At 68.9% G+C, this 17,191-nt stretch carries 18 protein-coding genes; 14 read left to right on the top strand and 4 right to left on the bottom strand.

All coding sequences use genetic code 11. The features are described 5' to 3' along the window. Positions 1 to 17 precede the first annotated feature (17 nt). The 3 genes from ACIBST_RS05800 to ACIBST_RS05790 are packed head-to-tail and all read right to left on the bottom strand — an operon-like array spanning position 18 to position 2,568. A complete protein-coding gene (locus ACIBST_RS05800; RefSeq protein WP_397169458.1) occupies positions 18 to 809 on the bottom strand; it encodes an ABC transporter permease in 792 nt (263 codons plus the stop codon). Further along, on the bottom strand, positions 806 to 1,582 hold the full coding sequence (locus ACIBST_RS05795; protein ID WP_397169456.1) for an ABC transporter permease: 777 nt from the start codon (positions 1,580 to 1,582) through the stop codon (positions 806 to 808). Before ACIBST_RS05795 ends, ACIBST_RS05800 begins: the two co-directional genes overlap by 4 nt. Continuing rightward, positions 1,582 to 2,568 carry an ABC transporter substrate-binding protein gene (locus tag ACIBST_RS05790; RefSeq protein WP_397169455.1) on the bottom strand — a complete coding sequence of 329 codons (987 nt, stop codon included), beginning with the start codon at positions 2,566 to 2,568 and terminating at the stop codon, positions 1,582 to 1,584. Before ACIBST_RS05790 ends, ACIBST_RS05795 begins: the two co-directional genes overlap by 1 nt. 462 nt (positions 2,569 to 3,030) lie before the next feature. Between ACIBST_RS05790 and ACIBST_RS05785 the strand changes: the two genes are divergently transcribed. The 5 genes from ACIBST_RS05785 to ffh are packed head-to-tail and all read left to right on the top strand — an operon-like array spanning position 3,031 to position 8,825. After that, complete coding sequence (locus ACIBST_RS05785) at positions 3,031 to 5,829, top strand: nitrate- and nitrite sensing domain-containing protein (protein ID WP_397169454.1); 2,799 nt, start codon at positions 3,031 to 3,033, stop codon at positions 5,827 to 5,829. Next, positions 5,826 to 6,248: a roadblock/LC7 domain-containing protein gene (locus tag ACIBST_RS05780; protein WP_352350301.1), complete on the top strand. Its 423-nt coding sequence runs from the start codon at positions 5,826 to 5,828 to the stop codon at positions 6,246 to 6,248. The genes ACIBST_RS05785 and ACIBST_RS05780 overlap by 4 nt, the downstream gene beginning before the upstream one ends. A 5-nt stretch (positions 6,249 to 6,253) precedes the next feature. Continuing rightward, on the top strand, positions 6,254 to 6,646 hold the full coding sequence (locus tag ACIBST_RS05775) for a DUF742 domain-containing protein (RefSeq protein WP_352350303.1): 393 nt from the start codon (positions 6,254 to 6,256) through the stop codon (positions 6,644 to 6,646). Between the two features lie 7 nt (positions 6,647 to 6,653). After that, entirely contained in the window at positions 6,654 to 7,214 is a 561-nt protein-coding gene (locus ACIBST_RS05770) for an ATP/GTP-binding protein (RefSeq protein WP_352350493.1), read from the top strand. A gap of 57 nt (positions 7,215 to 7,271) precedes the next feature. Then, the gene (gene ffh, locus ACIBST_RS05765; protein ID WP_397169452.1) at positions 7,272 to 8,825 is read left to right on the top strand and encodes a signal recognition particle protein; all 1,554 of its coding nucleotides are present in this window, start codon (positions 7,272 to 7,274) and stop codon (positions 8,823 to 8,825) included. Positions 8,826 to 9,494: 669 nt separating this feature from the next. On the opposite strand, the gene ACIBST_RS05760 is transcribed toward ffh, so the two are convergent. Continuing rightward, the gene (locus ACIBST_RS05760; RefSeq protein WP_397169450.1) at positions 9,495 to 10,913 is read right to left on the bottom strand and encodes a hypothetical protein; all 1,419 of its coding nucleotides are present in this window, start codon (positions 10,911 to 10,913) and stop codon (positions 9,495 to 9,497) included. 254 nt (positions 10,914 to 11,167) lie between these two features. Between ACIBST_RS05760 and rpsP the strand changes: the two genes are divergently transcribed. The 9 genes from rpsP to ACIBST_RS05715 all read left to right on the top strand — a co-directional run bounded on the left by rpsP (position 11,168) and on the right by ACIBST_RS05715 (position 16,396). Beyond that, complete coding sequence (rpsP, locus tag ACIBST_RS05755) at positions 11,168 to 11,617, top strand: 30S ribosomal protein S16 (RefSeq protein ID WP_397169448.1); 450 nt, start codon at positions 11,168 to 11,170, stop codon at positions 11,615 to 11,617. 1 nt (position 11,618) lies between these two features. Continuing rightward, positions 11,619 to 11,864, top strand: a complete 246-nt coding sequence (locus ACIBST_RS05750; protein ID WP_020546537.1) for an RNA-binding protein — start codon at positions 11,619 to 11,621, stop codon at positions 11,862 to 11,864. A gap of 74 nt (positions 11,865 to 11,938) precedes the next feature. Next, entirely contained in the window at positions 11,939 to 12,439 is a 501-nt protein-coding gene (gene rimM / locus ACIBST_RS05745) for a ribosome maturation factor RimM (protein WP_397169446.1), read from the top strand. Then, the gene (gene trmD, locus ACIBST_RS05740) at positions 12,439 to 13,218 is read left to right on the top strand and encodes a tRNA (guanosine(37)-N1)-methyltransferase TrmD (RefSeq protein WP_397169444.1); all 780 of its coding nucleotides are present in this window, start codon (positions 12,439 to 12,441) and stop codon (positions 13,216 to 13,218) included. The genes rimM and trmD overlap by 1 nt, the downstream gene beginning before the upstream one ends. 137 nt (positions 13,219 to 13,355) lie before the next feature. Further along, a complete protein-coding gene (rplS, locus tag ACIBST_RS05735) occupies positions 13,356 to 13,718 on the top strand; it encodes a 50S ribosomal protein L19 (protein ID WP_357707128.1) in 363 nt (120 codons plus the stop codon). A 142-nt stretch (positions 13,719 to 13,860) separates the two neighbouring features. Beyond that, positions 13,861 to 14,718 (top strand): signal peptidase I, encoded by an 858-nt coding sequence (gene lepB, locus ACIBST_RS05730; RefSeq protein ID WP_358283749.1) that lies wholly within the window; start codon positions 13,861 to 13,863, stop codon positions 14,716 to 14,718. Next, the gene (lepB, locus tag ACIBST_RS05725) at positions 14,718 to 15,314 is read left to right on the top strand and encodes a signal peptidase I (protein WP_397169443.1); all 597 of its coding nucleotides are present in this window, start codon (positions 14,718 to 14,720) and stop codon (positions 15,312 to 15,314) included. Before lepB (ACIBST_RS05730) ends, lepB (ACIBST_RS05725) begins: the two co-directional genes overlap by 1 nt. A gap of 50 nt (positions 15,315 to 15,364) precedes the next feature. Then, positions 15,365 to 16,033, top strand: a complete 669-nt coding sequence (locus tag ACIBST_RS05720) for a ribonuclease HII (RefSeq protein WP_397169442.1) — start codon at positions 15,365 to 15,367, stop codon at positions 16,031 to 16,033. Positions 16,034 to 16,072: 39 nt separating this feature from the next. Next, positions 16,073 to 16,396 (top strand): DUF2469 domain-containing protein, encoded by a 324-nt coding sequence (locus ACIBST_RS05715; RefSeq protein WP_026215037.1) that lies wholly within the window; start codon positions 16,073 to 16,075, stop codon positions 16,394 to 16,396. The last annotated feature ends 795 nt before the right edge of the window (positions 16,397 to 17,191 follow it).

Below are 17,191 nucleotides of genomic sequence, written 5' to 3'. Positions count from 1 at the left end.
GGGGTCCTTCCAGAAAGTCAGACGTTGCGGTTGGCCTGCCGGTGCCACACCAGCAGGCGGCGCTCGGCCAGCACGAACAGCGAGTTCACCAGGTAGCCGAGGATGCCGAGCAGGGCGATCGCGGCCCACACGCCGGGCCCGTCGAAGCTGCGCTGGGCCTGCAGGAGCTGGTAGCCGATGCCGTCCGTGCTGCCGAACAGCTCGGAGATCACCATGAGGATCAGCGCCAGCGACAGGCTCAGCCGCAGCCCGGCGAAGATCTTCGGCGAGGCGGCGGGGAGCACGACCACGCGCAGGCGCTGCGCCTTGGACAGGCCGAACACGGTGGCGGTCTCGGTGTAGGTGCGATCCACGGCCCGGACGCCCTCGATCGTGTTGAGCAGCACCGGCCAGATCACGCCGAACACGATCGTGGCGAGCTGCATGCTGAGCTGCGCGTGCTCGGTGCGCGCGAACAGCGCGACGAACAGCGGCAGCAGCAGCGGCGGCGGGATCGCCCGGCCGAACTCGAACAGCGCGTCCACGTAGTCGGTGGCCGCCCTGGAACGGCCGAGCGCCACGCCGAGCAGCACCCCGAGCAGCGAGGCCAGGATCCAGCCGCTGAACATGCGGCCGAGGCTGGGCAGGATGTTGCCGATCGCCTCTTCGGTGAGGAACAGGTGGGAGACGGGCCCGGAGAACCACATCTGGTACATGCTGGTGACGATGGTCAGCGGCGGCGGGAAGTCGGTGTCGTCGATGAGCCGCCCGAGCAGCTCCCAGACGACCAGCACGACCGGCACCACCCACAGCCTGGACAGCCGCCTCACGACTCCGACGCTCCCATCCGGACGCGGTGCCAGCGGAACAGCCGCCGCTCGCCGGCCAGCAGGACGAGGTTCGCGAACACCCCGAACGCCCCGGCCCAGAACGTCGCCGCCATGATCAGGTCCATCCGGTTGCCGCTGCCCGCCTGGATCGTGTAGACGCCGATCCCGGCCGTGCCGCCGGCCAGCAGCTCGGCGCTCACAGCGAGCACGAGCGCGATGCCGGCCGCGATCCTGATGCCGGTCGCGACGAAGGGGGCGGCGCTCGGCAGGCTGACCCGGGCCAGCACGGCCAGGCGGCCGAAGCCGAAGCTGCGCAGCGACTCCTTGGCCAGCGGGTCCACGTCCTGCATGCCGTACAGGGTGTTGATCAGGATCGGCCACATGGACGCGTACACGATGACCGAGACCTTCATCAGGCCGTCCACCGGGATCAGCAGGATCGCCAGCGGGATGATCGCCACCGAGGGGATCGGGCGCATGAACTCCAGCAGCGGCCGGATCGCCCGCTCCACCGGCGGCACCGCCCCCAGCAGCACGCCCAGCGGCACGGCCACGACGATCGCGGCGAGCAGGCCGAGCGCCCAGTTGGTGAGGGTGGTGACCAGGCCCTGCGTGAACACCGGGTCGGCGAGCAGGCGCACGGCTTCGTACAGGATGACGGAGGGCGCCGGGAAGATCACGCCGTCGCTCAGCGCGAAGCGGATGACCAGCTCACCGGCGATGAGGAACCCCGCGGCGCCGGCGGCGCCGCGGAGCAGACGCGCGGTGTTCATCAGCTTGCAGGGGCGGCGATGACCGACTTCACGTCGACCGGGCTGGTGAGGTACTTGTACTCCAGCATCAGGTCGGCGACCTTCTGCAGCCGGTTCTCGTTCAGCTCGCTCGGGTACGTGCCGAGCGTGATCACCGAGGCCGTCTTGGCGTCGATCTTGGTGTACTTCGGCAGCGTCTCCTCGATGACCTTGCGGTCACTGGAGGCGAGCTGCTGCGCCTTGGCGATGGCCCGCTGGAAGGCGGCCAGCGTCTTCGGGTACTTCTGCACCCAGTCCTCGGTGGCCATCCAGCCGGCGATGGGGAAGTCCTCCGTCTGGCCGGTCATGGTGTCGGCGAGCTTGCGGAAGCCGAAGGTGCTCTGGTTGGCGGTGATGAAGGGCTCGGTCATCCAGCCCGCGTCCGCCTGCCCGGTGTTGATCGCGTTGCCCTGCTCGGGGAACGGCTTCTCCACGAACTTGACGTCGGTGTCGGCCAGACCGGCGACCTTGAGCTGCGTCTCCACGGCCAGGGTGGCGATGTTCTTGAGGTTGTTGACGTAGATCGTCTTGTCCTTCAGGTCCGCCACCGTCTTGATGGGGGAGTCCTTGGGCACCATGATGTTGAACGTGTTGGGCGCGGCCTGGTACATGTCCGCGACCAGCTTGATCTTCTTGCCCTTGCTCACCGCGAGGAAGGTCGAGACGTAGTTGGTCTGCGAGATGTCGAGCGCGCCGCTCTCGATCTGCGGCAACGCCGCCGCGCCACCGGTGATGGTGACCGGCTCGACGGTCAGTCCCTCTTCCTTGAAGAAGCCCTTTTCGTTGGCGAGATAGACCGACACAACGTCGGGCACGGGGAGGGCGCCGACCTTGATGGTGGTCTTCTCCAGGCCCTTGCTGTTGGCCGAGCTCTTCGCGGTCTCGCCGCTGCCTCCGCCGCAGCCTGCAAGGGTGAGCGCCAGAGCCACGCCGACGACAATGGCGTGACCGCGCATAGTGCGTGTCATGGGGGGGTTCTCCTACCAGGGGGAAGTTCCGGAGATCGGCACGGGATGCCGGGCGTGAAGCGTACCGGAGCCGTCTTCGGATCTACAGCGCTATGCCGCGTATATGTAGGTTTATCGCGAAAATATGACAAATCAGCGTTATAGATGTAAATCTAGAGATTAAGTATGTTTAGTGGTGATATGTCCGTATTGGGACGGTGGTTGCGCTCCGTGTGCAGTGGCATGCGACGTGAAGGGAGTGCGATGTGGAACGGTTGAAAACCACCGAAACGTTGGCCTAAGTATGAGGTTTGTGCTCAAATTGGGCCTCGAACTTGCCTGCGATCACTCGTCCGCGTGACGAAGCCGCTGATTCCCCCTGAAGCAGGCCATGGCGAGAGGTTGCCACCAGTGAGGACAACAACGACCGGACCCGGTCGTGGCAGGGCTCCGGACGCCCCGGAAAAGGCCGCGGACGGCGAGGTGCAGCAGGCCCACCCGCCCAAGGCGGGCAGCCCGTTCGCCCTGCGCAACTGGCGCGTGCGTACCCGCCTCATCGCCCTCATCGCCATTCCCACGCTCGTGGCCGTCGTCCTCGGCGCCCTGCGGGTCACGACGTCGATCAACAGCGCGCAGCAGTACCAGGACATCAGCAGCGTGGGAACCCTGGTCGCGCAGCTCGGCGAGCTCTCCCGCGACCTCGGGCTCGAACGCGACCTGGCCGTCCGCCACGTCGCCACCAACCGCGGAGCCTCCGACGAGCAGCGGTTGAAGAGCCAGCACGAGATCGTCGACAAGCGCATCGCCAGCACCCTTGACGCGGGCAAGAAGTCCGAGGCATCCCTGTCCGACCTCGGCAGGAAGTCGCTCGACCACATCCGGATCCGGCTCGGCCAGATCCCCTCCATGCGCAAGGCCGTCGCCGAGACCAAGCTCGGGCCGCTGCCCACCAGCGAGAAGTACTCCGAGGCCATCGCCGAGCTGCTGCAGCTCTACGACGAGCTCGGCCAGGGCTCCACGGACGAGGAGATCATCGCCACCAGCGCGGCCCTGCGCGCCGTCGCCCGCGCCGAGGAGGAGGCCTCCAAGCAGCGCGGCCTGCTGACCAGCGCCCTGATCAGAGGCTCGTTCGAGGAGCCGGAGTACAACGCCTTCCTCGACGCCCGCTCCCGCCGCAACAGCGAGCGCGACTCCTTCCGCGCCGTCGCCACGCCCGCGCAGCGGCAGTTCTACGACAACACCGTCGCCAGCCTGAAGATCGGCCGCGCCGAGTTCTACGCCAGCCGTGCGGTGCTGCTGCACAACGCCAACGATTCACTGCGCCGGCTCGACACCTCGACCAGGGACGACACCGACCAGTGGTTCCAGTCCATCACCGAGACCGTCGAGCGCCTGCACACCGTGCAGAAGTCGCTGTCGGAGCAGATCGCCACCCGAAGCGCCGACATCGCCAGCAGCGACCGGCAGCTCGCCGCGATCAACATCGGCGTCGTGGTGGGCCTGCTCGTCCTGGTCCTCGCGATCACCGCCCTGATGGCCGGCTCGCTGGTACGCCCGCTGCGCCGCCTGCGCTCGGACGCCCTGAAGATCGCCGGCCAGACGCTGCCCGACCTGGTCAGGCAGCTGCGCAACACCGACGTCAGCCCCGAACAGCTCCAGGTCCCGCCGATCGAGGTCAACTCCAGGGACGAGATCGGTGAAGTCGCCCGCGCCTTCGACGAGGTCCACCGCGAAGCCGTCCGGCTGGCCGGCGAGGAGTCCAGGCTCCGCTCGAACGTCAACGCGATGTTCGTGAACCTGTCGCGGCGCAGCCAGACGCTGGTGGAGCGGCAGATCACCCTGATCGACGGTCTGGAGCAGGGCGAGCAGGACGAGCAGCGGCTCGGCAACCTGTTCAAGCTGGACCACCTGGCCACGCGCATGCGGCGCAACAGCGAGAACCTGCTGGTCCTGGCCGGTCAGGACCCGCCGCGGCGCTGGAGCCAGCCGGTCAAGCTGGTCGACGTGGCCCGCGCCTCCCTGTCGGAGGTCGAGAACTACGAGCGCGTCGTCCTGGAGGTCCCCGAGGGCGTCTCCATCGCCGGCCAGGCCGTCAACGACGTCATCCACCTGCTGGCCGAGCTCATCGAGAACGCGCTGTCGTTCTCCCCGCGCGAGACCCGCGTCCCCGTCTCAGGCAGCAGGATCGACGGCGGCGGCATCATGCTCTCCATCAGCGACTCCGGCATCGGCATGACCGGCGACGAGCTGGTCCAGGCCAACGAGCGCCTGACCGACGCCCCCACCGTGGATGTGTCGGTCTCCCGCCGCATGGGCCTGTTCGTGGTCGCCAGGCTGGCCCACCGGCACGGCATCAGGGTGCAGCTGCGCCCGCACGGCTCCGGCGGGCTGACCGCCATGGTCCTCATCCCCGAGACGCTGCTCGGCGCGCAGCCCGCCGCGGTCGCCGGCGCGGGCGGCAACACCGCCGCCACGACCGCCCGCGAGGACGCCTTCGCCGCCTCCCAGCCCGCCGCCGGGGCCCAGCAGTGGCCCGGCGCCTCGGGCTTCGGGCTCGCCCCCGGGCACCCGTCCTACCCGTCGTACCCGTCCGAGCCGGCCGGCGGGTCGTGGCCGTCGATGCCGAACTCGCTGCCCTCCATGCCGTCCGCGATGCCGCAGTGGCCTTCGACGGAGTCGACGAACACCGGCTCCGACTGGCTGCCGGACTCCTCCTCCGACGTCTGGGTGTCCTCGCGCGGGCCGGTCACCGGGGAGCACGCGCCGCCGCAGCGCGGCCTGCCCCCCGAGGAGCCCCGCCCCTGGTCGGCTCCGCCGCAGGAGACGTCGCCCGCGTCCAAGTACGACTACCCCGAGACCGAGTCGGCGGCGACCGGCCCGATCCCCGTCGTCAAGCCCGCCTCCGGCGGGGACGAATACCTGCCGATCTTCGCCGCGGTGGAGTCGGCCTGGTTCGACCAGGGCGAGCCCAGCGCCACCTGGGGTTCGGCCAAGGCCGACGCCGGCTGGAACGCGGCGGCGTCCGTGGTGGAGCCCGTACGCGACGGCTCGACGGCGGCCGGGCTGCCCAAGCGGGTGCCCAAGGCCAACCTGGTGCCCGGATCGGCGGACACGGCGTCCGCGCCCAAGGGCGTGGCTCCCATGCCGTCGGTCTCGCCGGACCGGGTGCGCAGCAGGTTGTCGAGCTTCCAGCAGGGCTTCCGGGCAGCGCGTGACGACATCAGCGAGGGCAGGACATACCAATCCGGCCCGAGGAACGACAGTAGGGAGGAGGGCGCGTGAATGACCTGAGCCACTCGGCGCGCGGAGTCGACTGGTTGATCACCGACTTCGTCAGTACCGTCCCGGGGGTCGCGCACGCGGTGGTCGTGTCATCCGACGGCTTGCCGCTCGCGGCTTCGTCGGGTTTTCCGGCTGACCGGGCTGACCAGCTGGCCGCCATCGCGTCGGGGCTGGTGAGCCTCACGCAGGGCGCCGCCAGGGTGTTCGAGGGTGGTGCGGTCAACCAGACGATCGTGGAGATGCAGCGCGGGCTGATGCTGATCATGTCGATCAGCGACGGCTCGTGCCTGGCGGTCCTGGCGGCTCCGGACTGTGACATGGGGCTGGTGGCGTACCAGATGACCTTGATGGTGGATCGCGCCGGTCAGGTGCTGACCCCGGCGGTGCGCGCGGAGCTGCGCGCCAGCCAGACCAGGTGATGTAGGTGACGGATTCCTGGAACAGCGGCGGTTGGGAGCCCCAGCCGCCGGTCAGCTCGGACCCGGCCTCGCCGGTGCGCCCGTACGCGGTGACGGGCGGGCGTACCGCGCCCAAGGTCAAGCTGGCCATGGAGGCCCTGGTCTCGTCGGCTACGGCCGAACACCGGGAGTTCTCCCACATCACCCCCGAGTACAAGGCGATCAGCCAGCTCTGCCGTCAGGTGCGGTCGGTCGCCGAGGTGTCGGCGCTGCTGCGGATCCCGCTCGGTGTGGTGCGTGTTCTGATCGCTGACATGGCGGCCGAGGGCCTGGTACGGGTGCATCAGCCGCAGCTGGATGCGGGTAGGCCGGACGTCAACCTGCTGGAAAGGGTGCTCAGTGGACTTCGCAGGCTCTAGCCCCGGTCTGACCTCGACGAAGATCGTGGTGGCCGGCGGCTTCGGCGTGGGCAAGACGACGTTCGTCGGCGCGGTCTCGGAGATCATGCCGCTCACGACGGAGGCCGTCATGACGGACGCCTCCGCGGGCATCGACGACCTGGGCATGACGCCGCTGAAGTCGACCACGACCGTCGCGATGGACTTCGGCCGCGTCTCGCTCGACCGCGACCTGATCCTCTACCTGTTCGGCACGCCCGGACAGCACCGGTTCTGGTTCATGTGGGACGACCTCGTGCGCGGCGCCATCGGCGCCGTCGTGCTGGTCGACACCCGCCGCCTGGCCGACAGCTTCCCCGCGATCGACTATTTCGAGGAGGCGCAGCTCCCGTTCATCGTGGGGATCAACGGCTGGGACGGCACCTACGCCCACAGCGACGCCGAGGTCCGCGACGCCCTCACGCTGGCCCCCCACATCCCGCTGGTGCGCCTCGACGCCCGCCAGAAGGACTCGGTCAAAAGCGCTCTGATCAACCTCGTCGAGCACGCGTTGACCGTCCGGATGGCCGTGCCAGGCTGGAGCGGCTAGGAGAGCGGATAGGCTGAAGTCTTAGACGTACATTCGCTTCGAGGACTGGCCAACCACGTGTTCGAGACGCTTTCCGACCGGCTGACATCGGTCTTCTCCTCCCTCCGATCCAAGGGTCGGCTGTCCGACGCCGACATCGACGCCACCGCCCGCGAGATCCGCATCGCCCTGCTCGAGGCCGATGTCGCGCTCCCGGTGGTCAAGGCGTTCGTCGCCCAGGTCAAGGAGCGCGCCCGCGGCGCCGAGGTCTCCCAGGCGCTCAACCCGGCGCAGCAGGTCGTCAAGATCGTCAATGACGAGCTGATCGAGATCCTCGGCGGCGAGACCCGCAGGCTCCGCTTCGCCAAGACCGCGCCGACCGTCGTCATGCTCGCGGGTCTCCAGGGCGCCGGCAAGACGACCCTGGCTGGCAAGCTGGCCCGGTGGCTGCGCGAGCAGGGCCACGCGCCCATGCTGGTCGCCGCCGACCTCCAGCGGCCCAACGCCGTGCAGCAGCTCCAGGTCGTGGGCGAGCGCGCCAAGGTCGCCGTCTTCGCGCCCGAGCCGGGCAGCGGCGTCGGCGACCCGGTCGACGTCGCCCGCCGCTCGATCGACGAGGCCAGGCGGCTCAACCACGACATCGTCATCATCGACACCGCCGGTCGCCTGGGCATCGACCAGGAGATGATGAAGCAGGCCGCCGACATCCGCGACGCGGTCCGCCCCGACGAGGTCCTGTTCGTGGTCGACGCCATGATCGGCCAGGACGCCGTCACCACGGCCCAGGCGTTCATGGACGGCGTCGGCTTCGACGGCGTCGTGCTGACCAAGCTCGACGGCGACGCCCGCGGCGGCGCCGCGCTGTCGGTGCGGCACATCACCGGCCGCCCGATCATGTTCGCCTCCACCGGCGAGAAGCTGGAAGACTTCGACGCCTTCCACCCCGACCGGATGGCCTCCCGCATCCTCGACATGGGTGACATCCTCACCCTGATCGAGCAGGCGCAGAAGACGTTCGACGAGGAGCAGGCCGCCAAGATGGCGGGCAAGCTCACCTCGGGCGAGAACTTCACGCTCGACGACTTCCTCGAGCAGATGATGATGGTCCAGAAGATGGGCCCCATCAAGAACCTGCTCGGCATGATGCCCGGCATGGGGCAGATGCGCGACCAGCTCAACTCCATCGACGACCGCGACCTCGACCGCATCGCCGCCATCATCCGCTCGATGACGCCCGGCGAGCGGCAGGACCCGAAGATCATCAACGGCTCCCGCCGCGCCCGCATCGCCGCCGGCTCCGGCGTCACGGTCAGCGCTGTGAGCAACCTCGTCACGCGCTTCTTCGAGGCGCAGAAGATGATGAAGCGGGTGGCCGGGGGCATGGGGCTGCCGGGCATGCCCGGGGGGCGCGGGAAGGCGTCCAAGGCCCAGAAGAAGGCCAAGAAGGGGCGGCGCGTCAGCGGCGACCCGCGCAAGGCGGGCCTGGAGAAGTCGGCGTCCCCGTCGCCCGACGGCGAGGGCGCTTCGCCCAAGGCCGGGGGAGTGCTGGGGAACCTGGGCGGCAAGCTGCCGCCGGGGCTCGAACTGCCGCCGGGCTTCGACCCGTCGAAGCTGAAGCTGCCCGGCCAGTAACCACCACCCGGGGCGGGCCGCACCTGCGCCCGCCCCGCCCGCTGGCCGGGCCTGCCGCCTCTGCGCATCCGCGGGCTCGCGCCTTTCCCCATCCGCCGGCCTGGCCCGCCCGCATGCCTGCCCGCTGGGCCTGCGGCCCTTGCGCATTTGCCCGCTCGGTCTTGCCGCGCCTGCATGCCTGCCTGCTGAGCCTGCCGCTCCTGCCACCCACCTGCTCTGCCTGCTGCCTCTGCGTATCTGTCTGCCGGGCCTGCGGGTCTGCTCGCCTGCCTGTTGTGCCTGCCGGGGCGTCCCTTTGCCGCGAGTCTGTCTGGCGCTCGACGCGTAGCCGTGTTTCTCACGCGCGCCATGGCGCGGCCTGCCCTCCACCGGAAGTTCTGGACACCAGGCGCGCTTCTGCACCGGCGGTCCTTGCGCCGGCGGTTCTGTGCCAGCGGTCTTGATGCTGAGCGGCTTGGCGCCGGTCCGCTTCGCATGCCGACCCTTCCCTTGCCTGGACTTCGGGGGGACCCTTCGTGCGTCGGCCCCCTGCGCGGACCGGATCCATGACGGTGGTCGCGGGTCGGTGCTGCGCCGCCGTCCTCTGGCGCGTTCCGTCGCCCGAACGGGTGCGCGCCCGGGACCGTGGTCGGTCACCGGGCGCGCGGATGTGGGGCCGTTCGGCCTGCTCTAACGGCAGAGGAGCATCCACTGCAGAGCGGGGTCCATGAGGAGCCATCCTGAGGCGGCCGTTACGGGCATCCACATCGGCAGGCCGGTGAGCGGCGACCTCTGGGTCACCCAGGCGTCTTCGTGCGCCGGGCCGAACTCGCCGCCGTGGTCGCCGGGCCATTGGTGACCGCTGGGGCCGCCGTGGTGGTGCGGTTCATGCGGGTTGTGCGGCCACTCACAAGGAGGCCAGTAGCTCTTCTCGTGCGGTTTGTGAGTCTTGTGCGGCTTGTGAGTGCAGTCATGCGTGGGCGTTGGGCTCGGCGTGGGCGTCGGAGTCGGGGTGGGCGTCGGGTTCGGTGTCGGTGTCACGGTGGGTGTCGGCGTGACCGTGGGGGTGGGTGTCACGGTCGGCGTGGGCGTGATCGTGGGCGTGGGCGTCGGGGTCACGATCGGCGTCGGTGTCACGGTCGGAGTCGGAGTCGGAGTCGGAGTCGGAGTCGGAGTCGGGTTCGGCGTCGGCGTGACCGTGGGTGTAGGCGTCACGGTCGGCGTGGGCGTGACTGTGGGCGTAGGTGTGACCGTGGGGGTCGGTGTCACCGTGGGGGTCACTGTCGGGGTGGGCGTCACGGTGGGCGTAGGGGTGGGTGTCGGTGTGGGGGTTGGGGTCACTGTGGGGGTGATCGTGGGTGTCGGGGTGGGCTGGTTGGGGACGCAGTTGACCTCCACCCGGCCGATGATGACCGTCGTGAGCGGCCCTTCGTAGACGACGCCGCCGTCTTCGTCCAGCAGGCGGCCCGAGATGGTGATCGTCATGTCCGCCTCGGCGGAGGTCGCGTCGTTCGTCGTGGCGTTGTCGGTCCTGACCACCGTCAGCGTGCCGGAGGCCACGCCTGGGTACCCGAGCTGCGCGCCCGTCGCGGGCACCTCCGTGATCCCCTGCTCCACGGGCACGCCGAGCACCGTGATGGTCCCCGGCGCCGCCTGTACGGACGCCATCGCCGGAGCCGGCGGCGTGCACCGCGCGTGCGTCTCCACGTTGCCCGTGACCAGCAGCGGCTCGGACGCGTCCGGGTTGAGCTGAAGGGTGTTGACGACCAGTTGGGCGCTGGCCTCCCAGACGTCCGGCGCGTCGAGGCCGCTGGCCTGGAGCTGTTCGTTGGCCAGGCTGACGAAGTCGGTGACCCCGTCGGGGTCGCTCCAGTCGCCGGTGTCGGTGCCGGGCTCGGGCCCGACGGACGCCGTGCCCCAGGTGCCGGAGAAGCCCGGCTGGCCCAGTTCCGGGATCTCGGTGACGGTCAGGCCGATACCGTTGGCATTGGCGAACTCGCCCGCCGCGGCGGTGGCCGTAAGCCCGAACAAGGCGCCGGTGAGCAGGACGGACGCGCCGGCGGTGAGCAGCCGCGCGCGCGTGAACAGCGGATTGGTCGTGGTGGTCACCCACCCATTCCGCAGGGAAGTTGATCAACTCGGACGAGGTGACACGCGGCCCTTGCCGAGCCTTTGCCGCGGCCTGCCGGGACAGGTCGAAGGCACTGTCCGCAGTCTGGCAGAATGACATGTTGGAACATCGTGACCAGGTGGGTGCCCTCTCATCTCCTGCCGGCCACGCCTGTCCCTGGAGCGTCGTCTCATCGTGCCCCACTCGATGAGGTGCCGTTCACCCACGCTCGAATGCAGGAGAGACCACACCAGTGGCAGTCAAGATCAAGCTCAAGCGGCTCGGCATGATCCGCAACGCTCAGTACCGAATCGTCGTCGCCGACAGCCGCACCAAGCGTGACGGCCGGGCGATCGAGGAGATCGGCCTGTACCACCCGAAGGAAAACCCTTCGCGCATCGAGGTCAACGCCGAGCGTGCGGCCTACTGGCTGGGTGTCGGCGCGCAGCCGACCGAGCCGGTGCTCAAGCTGCTCAAGCTCACCGGTGACTGGCAGAAGTTCAAGGGCGAGGCCGCCCCGGCGCCGATGAAGGTCGCCGAGCCCGCGCCCGACCGCCACGCCCTCTACGAGGCCGCGGCCAAGGAGGCGCTGTCCGGTGGCGACACCGGCACGGCCGCCACCACGGCGCCCAAGCGTGCCAAGAAGAAGGAAGAGGCTGAGGCCGCCCCCGCCGCCGAGACCCCGACCGAGGGCGAGGGCTGACGTGCTCGAGGAGGCTCTCGAGCACCTCGTTAAGGGCATCGTCGAACATCCCGACGATGTCCGGGTCCGCGCTCGCCGCATTCGCAGCGGGCGCGTCCTGGAGGTCCGGGTGCACCCCGAGGACCTGGGCAAGGTCATCGGACGCGGCGGGCGCACCGCCAAGGCGCTGCGCACCGTTGTGAACGCCCTGGCCGACGGGAAGTACGTACGGGTCGATCTGCTCGACCTGGACGAAGCAGTCCGTTAGCGTCAGGAATTCGCGCCCTCATCGGTCCCGAAAGGGCCGATGGGGGCGCTTGCGTTAGGAGAAGGTGGGTTCACGTGCAGCTGGTCGTCGGCCGGATAGGCCGTCCGCACGGGGTACGCGGCGAGGTGACCGTGGAGGTGCGCACCGACGATCCCGAGCTGCGCTTCGCCGAGGGCGTGGCCGTCGCGACCGACCCGGCGAGCGCCGGGCCGCTCGTGGTCGAGCATCGCCGCTGGCACAAGGGCGTGCTGCTGATCGCGTTCGAGGGGGTTCACGGTCGTGACGCGGCCGAGGAGCTCCGGGGCACCATGCTGGTCATCGACTCCGCCGACGTGGAGTCGTCGGACGACCCGGACGAGTTCCACGACCACCAGCTCGTCGGGCTGGCGGTGGAGACCGTGTCGGGCGAGCCCGTCGGCGAGGTCACCGACGTGCTGCACCACGGCCAGGACCTGCTGGTCGTACGCCGGCGCGGGCAGGACGACGCGCTCATCCCGTTCGTGAAGGCCCTGGTGCCCGAGGTCGATCTGACGGGCGGGCGCCTGGTCGTCGACCCGCCAGAGGGCCTGCTGTGATGCGCCTCGACATCATCTCCATCTTCCCCGAGTACTTCGCCCCGCTCGACGTCTCGCTGATCGGCAAGGCGCGCGAGCGCGGCACCCTCGACGTGCGCGTCCACCAGCTCCGCGACTGGGCGCACGACGTGCACAGGACGGTCGACGACACGCCGTACGGCGGCGGTCCCGGCATGGTGATGAAGCCCGAGGTCTGGGGCGAGGCCATCGACTCGGTGATCGGCGACGGCGCGCCGCGGGTGATCGTGCCGACGCCGAGCGGGCGGCCGTTCACCCAGGAGATGGCCCAGGAGCTGGCCGCCGAGCCGTGGCTGCTGTTCGCCTGCGGGCGTTACGAGGGCATCGACTCGCGCGTCATGGCCGAGTACGGCGCCCGGCTGCGGGTCGACGAGGTCAGCATCGGCGACTACGTGCTGGCCGGCGGCGAGGTCGCGGTGCTGGTGATGGTCGAGGCCGTCGGCAGGCTGCTGCCCGGCGTGCTGGGCAACGCACAGTCGGCCGTGGACGACTCCTTCGCGCCGGGTTCGATGCAGAACCTGGTGGAAGGCCCGGTCTACACCAAGCCGCCGGTCTGGCGCGGCCACGAGGTGCCTGCGGTGCTGCTGTCCGGACATCACGGAAAAGTCGCCCGATGGCGACGGGACGAGGCGCTCCGGCGTACGGTGCGGAACCGGCCGGAACTGGCCGCGGCGCTCGATCCCGAGACGCTCGACAAGCATGACAAGAAGCTGCTCGACGAGCTCTCGTTTCGCGTCCGGCCGGAAGATGTGGCAAACTGAATCGCTGCCGACCATCACACGGTTGGTCCGTCATGCCCGGGTAACGGTCCCGGGTTCATCAAATCAGCAAGCGTGTCCGCCGCGAGCTCCGGCCGGGTGGACCTCCGCGTGCTCGCGAGGACTTGAGGACAGCTCTCATGCACACGAAGATCCAGGAGCTCGAGAAGGCGACCCTTCGCAGCGACGTCCCGGCGTTCCGCCCCGGTGACACGCTCGAGGTCCACGTACGAGTGGTCGAAGGCAACCGCTCCCGTATCCAGGTCTTCAAGGGCTTCGTCCTGCGCCGGCAGGGCAGCGGCGCCCGCGAGACCTTCACGGTCCGCAAGGTCAGCTACGGTGTCGGCGTCGAGCGCACCTTCCCGGTGCACAGCCCGGTCATCGAGAAGATCGTGCTCGTGACCCGCGGTGACGTGCGTCGCGCCAAGCTCTACTACATGCGCGACCTGCGCGGCAAGGCCGCCCGCATCCGCGAGAAGCGCGAGGCGACGCCCGCGAAGTAACCCCAATCTTTTCCGAAAGGCCCGTGCACCGCACGGGCCTTTCGGCTTTGCGGGGCCATTTCCTTTATGTGGAGCGACTCGTGCGTGGGTGTAACGTCGGTCGAGGCTTGTCGAGCCGTTCCATCATCTAGGCTCGTCAGCGATGACAAGCGAAGACCAGGAGTACGGCGCCTCGCGCCGCCCTGTCGAGGACGAGGTGGACGTGGTCGCCGAAGAGACTCAGAAGCCGGCAAAGGGCGACAAGGAGAAGAAGGGGTCGTTCTGGAAAGAACTCCCCGTACTTGTCGTTGTGGCCCTCGTGCTGGCCCTGATCATCAAGACGTTCGTGATCCAGGCCTTCTACATTCCGTCGGAGTCCATGGAGAACACCCTGCTCAAGAACGACAGGGTCCTGGTCAACAAGCTCGTCTACCACACCCGTGACATCGAGCGCGGCGACGTGGTCGTCTTCTCCGGCGTCGACTCCTGGGACGGCGAGTTCGAGGTCGAGGAGCCGTCCAACCCGATCGCGGGCTTCTTCCGCTGGGTCGGCACGGCCTTCGGCGTCGTCCCCGGCGAGAAGGACTACATCAAGCGGGTCATCGGCGTGGGCGGCGACCACGTCAAGTGCTGCGACTCCAAGGGCCGCATCACGGTCAACGGCACGGCCATCGACGAGGAGAGCTACCTCTATCCGGGCAACGTGCCGTCCGACCGGTTCTTCGACATCACCGTGCCGCCCGGGCGGCTGTGGGTGATGGGCGACCACCGTTCCGTCTCGCTCGACTCCCGCTCGCACACCGGCGACCAGGGCGGCGGCTCGATCCCCGAAGGTCAGGTCATCGGCCGGGCCTTCGTGATCGTCTGGCCGTTCAACCGGGCGGGCGTGTTGTCCATACCTGACACCTTCGCGCAGCCCGCGCTCCAAGCACTCGGAGGGGCCGTACCGCTGGTGGCCGGGTTCGGGCTGGCCGTACCCTTGGTCCTGGTTCGTCGGCGCCGGTTGGGGAGGAAGCGCTGATGGCCGTCACCAAGAAGGCGGAGGGCGTGGCCAAAGAGAAGAAAAAGGGCGGCTTCCGGGAGACCGTCCTGCTGCTGGTGCTCGGCGTGGGCATCGCGTTGTTGCTCCAGGCGTTCGTGATCGGGTCGTTCTACATCCCGTCGGAGTCGATGGAGAACACCCTGCTCATCAACGACCGGGTCTTCGTCAACAAGCTGGCGGGCGATCCCGAGCGCGGCGACATCGTGGTCTTCAAGGGCTGGCGCACCGGCGAGGACACCATCAAGCGGGTCATCGGCGTCGGCGGCGACAAGGTGGTGTGCTGTGACTCCAAGCACCGCATCAGCGTCAACGGCACGCCGCTCGACGAGGAGTCCTACCTCTACCCCGGCGACTTCGGCGGCGGCGACAAGTTCAGCGTCACCGTCCCGGCCGGCAAACTGTGGCTGATGGGCGACCACCGCACCGCCTCGGCGGACTCGCGGGCCCACATGGACGAGCCCGGCGGCGGCTTCATCTCCGTCGACGACGTGATCGGCAAGGCGGTCGTCCGCTACTGGCCGCTGTCGCGCGGCTACCTGTTCTCCACGCCCGACACTTTCGACAAGGTCAAGTAAGGGGCTTTCGGTCGCGGTTTGCGGCGAATGGGGCGTACGCTTCGAGTGTCATGACAGTTGCGTTCCGCCCTCGACCGAGCGTCGTCCGGCGCGATTCCGGACTCTACGCCTACGAGCGGGCGCTGGCCCGCCGTGGGCTGACCCCGATCGCGGGCGTCGACGAGGCGGGCCGCGGCGCCTGCGCCGGGCCGCTGGTCGTCGCGGCCGTCGTCCTGCGCAGGGAGATCGACGGTCTCGGTGACTCCAAGATGCTGTCCCCGCCGGTGCGCGAGCGCCTGTACGACCGCGTCGTCGCCACCGCCCACGTGGGCGTCGTGGTGATCCCGGCCGCCGAGATCGACGCCCGGGGGCTGCACAGGAGCAACATCTCCGGAATGCGGCGGGCTGTGGCGCAGTTGCCATGTGATCCGGAGTACATCCTCACGGACGGCTTCCCGGTGCCCGGCATGCCCGCGCCGTCCCTGGCGGTGTGGAAGGGGGATCAGGTGGCCGCCTGCGTGGCGGCCGCGTCGATCGTGGCCAAGGTGACGAGGGACCGCCTGATGGTCGAGCTGGATCGAAGGTTCCCTCAGTACGGTTTTGCCGAGCACAAGGGGTATGTCACGCCAGGACACCGTTTGGCACTGGAGAGACATGGCCCGTGCCCCGAACACCGTTACTCCTTCGTCACGGTGGCCAGGGGGATGGGTGAAAATGAGATGGGGGCCGGGGTTGCCTGAGCAGGCGAACCGGGGGACCGGTACGACAGGAGGACCGCGATGAGCGCAGAGGATCTCGAAAAATACGAAACCGAGATGGAGCTGCAGCTTTACCGCGAATACCGTGATGTCGTCGGTTTGTTCACATACGTCGTGGAGACTGAGCGTCGGTTCTATCTGACCAACTCGGTCGATCTCGACGTCCGTACGGCGGAGAACGGCGACGTCTTCTTCGATGTGAAGATGCAGGACGCCTGGGTCTGGGACATGTACCGGCCGGCGCGGTTCGTGAAGAACGTACGGGTGGTCACGTTCAAGGATGTGAACGTGGAAGAGCTGGCCAAGGCCGACCTGGAGATGCCCAAGGAAGGGTTCTCGGGGTAGGGCGAAGGGGGCGCCGTCGAGGCGGCGGGTGTGGTGGTGGTGCGTCCGGTGGCGGCGTGTCCGGGCGTTGTGCTTGTGTTCGCACCTGGAGTTCCAAGGTTCCGGTGTTGCGCGTGACGCCGCACGCGGCCACACCGTCGCTTCGAGCAGCTTCCGGTCCCAGGACGTCTTGGGGCTGGTTGGCCAACGCTGACCTCATCGGCCCGATGCCTTGGATGAGGCCTACCTGCAGGTTCTGAATACCGCCTCCTGCACGCTGGGGACCCGGCCTGCTGTCTGCTGGTGCGGTGACGGCACAGTCGGGCCCACTGGACACACGCTGGGCCCTGCCGATGCACGCTGGGCCCTGTTGGCATGTGCTGGGCTTGCCGGGACACATTGGGCTCTGCCGGCAGACGCTGGGCCCTGCTGGTAGACGCAGGGCTCTGCTGGCACACGCTGGGTGCTGCCGGCGCACGCTGGGCGCCGTCAGCGCGTGCTGGGCGCCATTCGGCTTGCGATGGGTCGTCGTCGAGCACAGGGTGAGGGCCGCCGGGCATGCGGAATCATTAGCCAGCTCTGGGTAGCGACGCCAGGTCCGCGATGAGTGTTGGCAGCCGGCTCAAGATGCGCTTCGGCTGGCCCACGGCGCCAAGCATCTGCCCTTCTCCTGCCACGCGCTACTCGCGCTCTCTGCCATGTGCCACCCCCTCCTTCAGGAGGTTGCGTCCCGTCGGGTGGTGTAGATCCGGCCTTGTACGGCGCGTCGCCTTCAACGACAGGGGGCCATCGCGTGAGTCTCTGTGTGAAACCGCC

The sequence above is a fragment of the Nonomuraea sp. NPDC049684 genome (genome assembly GCF_044465345.1).
GTDB lineage: Bacteria > Actinomycetota > Actinomycetes > Streptosporangiales > Streptosporangiaceae > Nonomuraea.
This window is presented reverse-complemented; position numbering and strand designations above follow the sequence as displayed.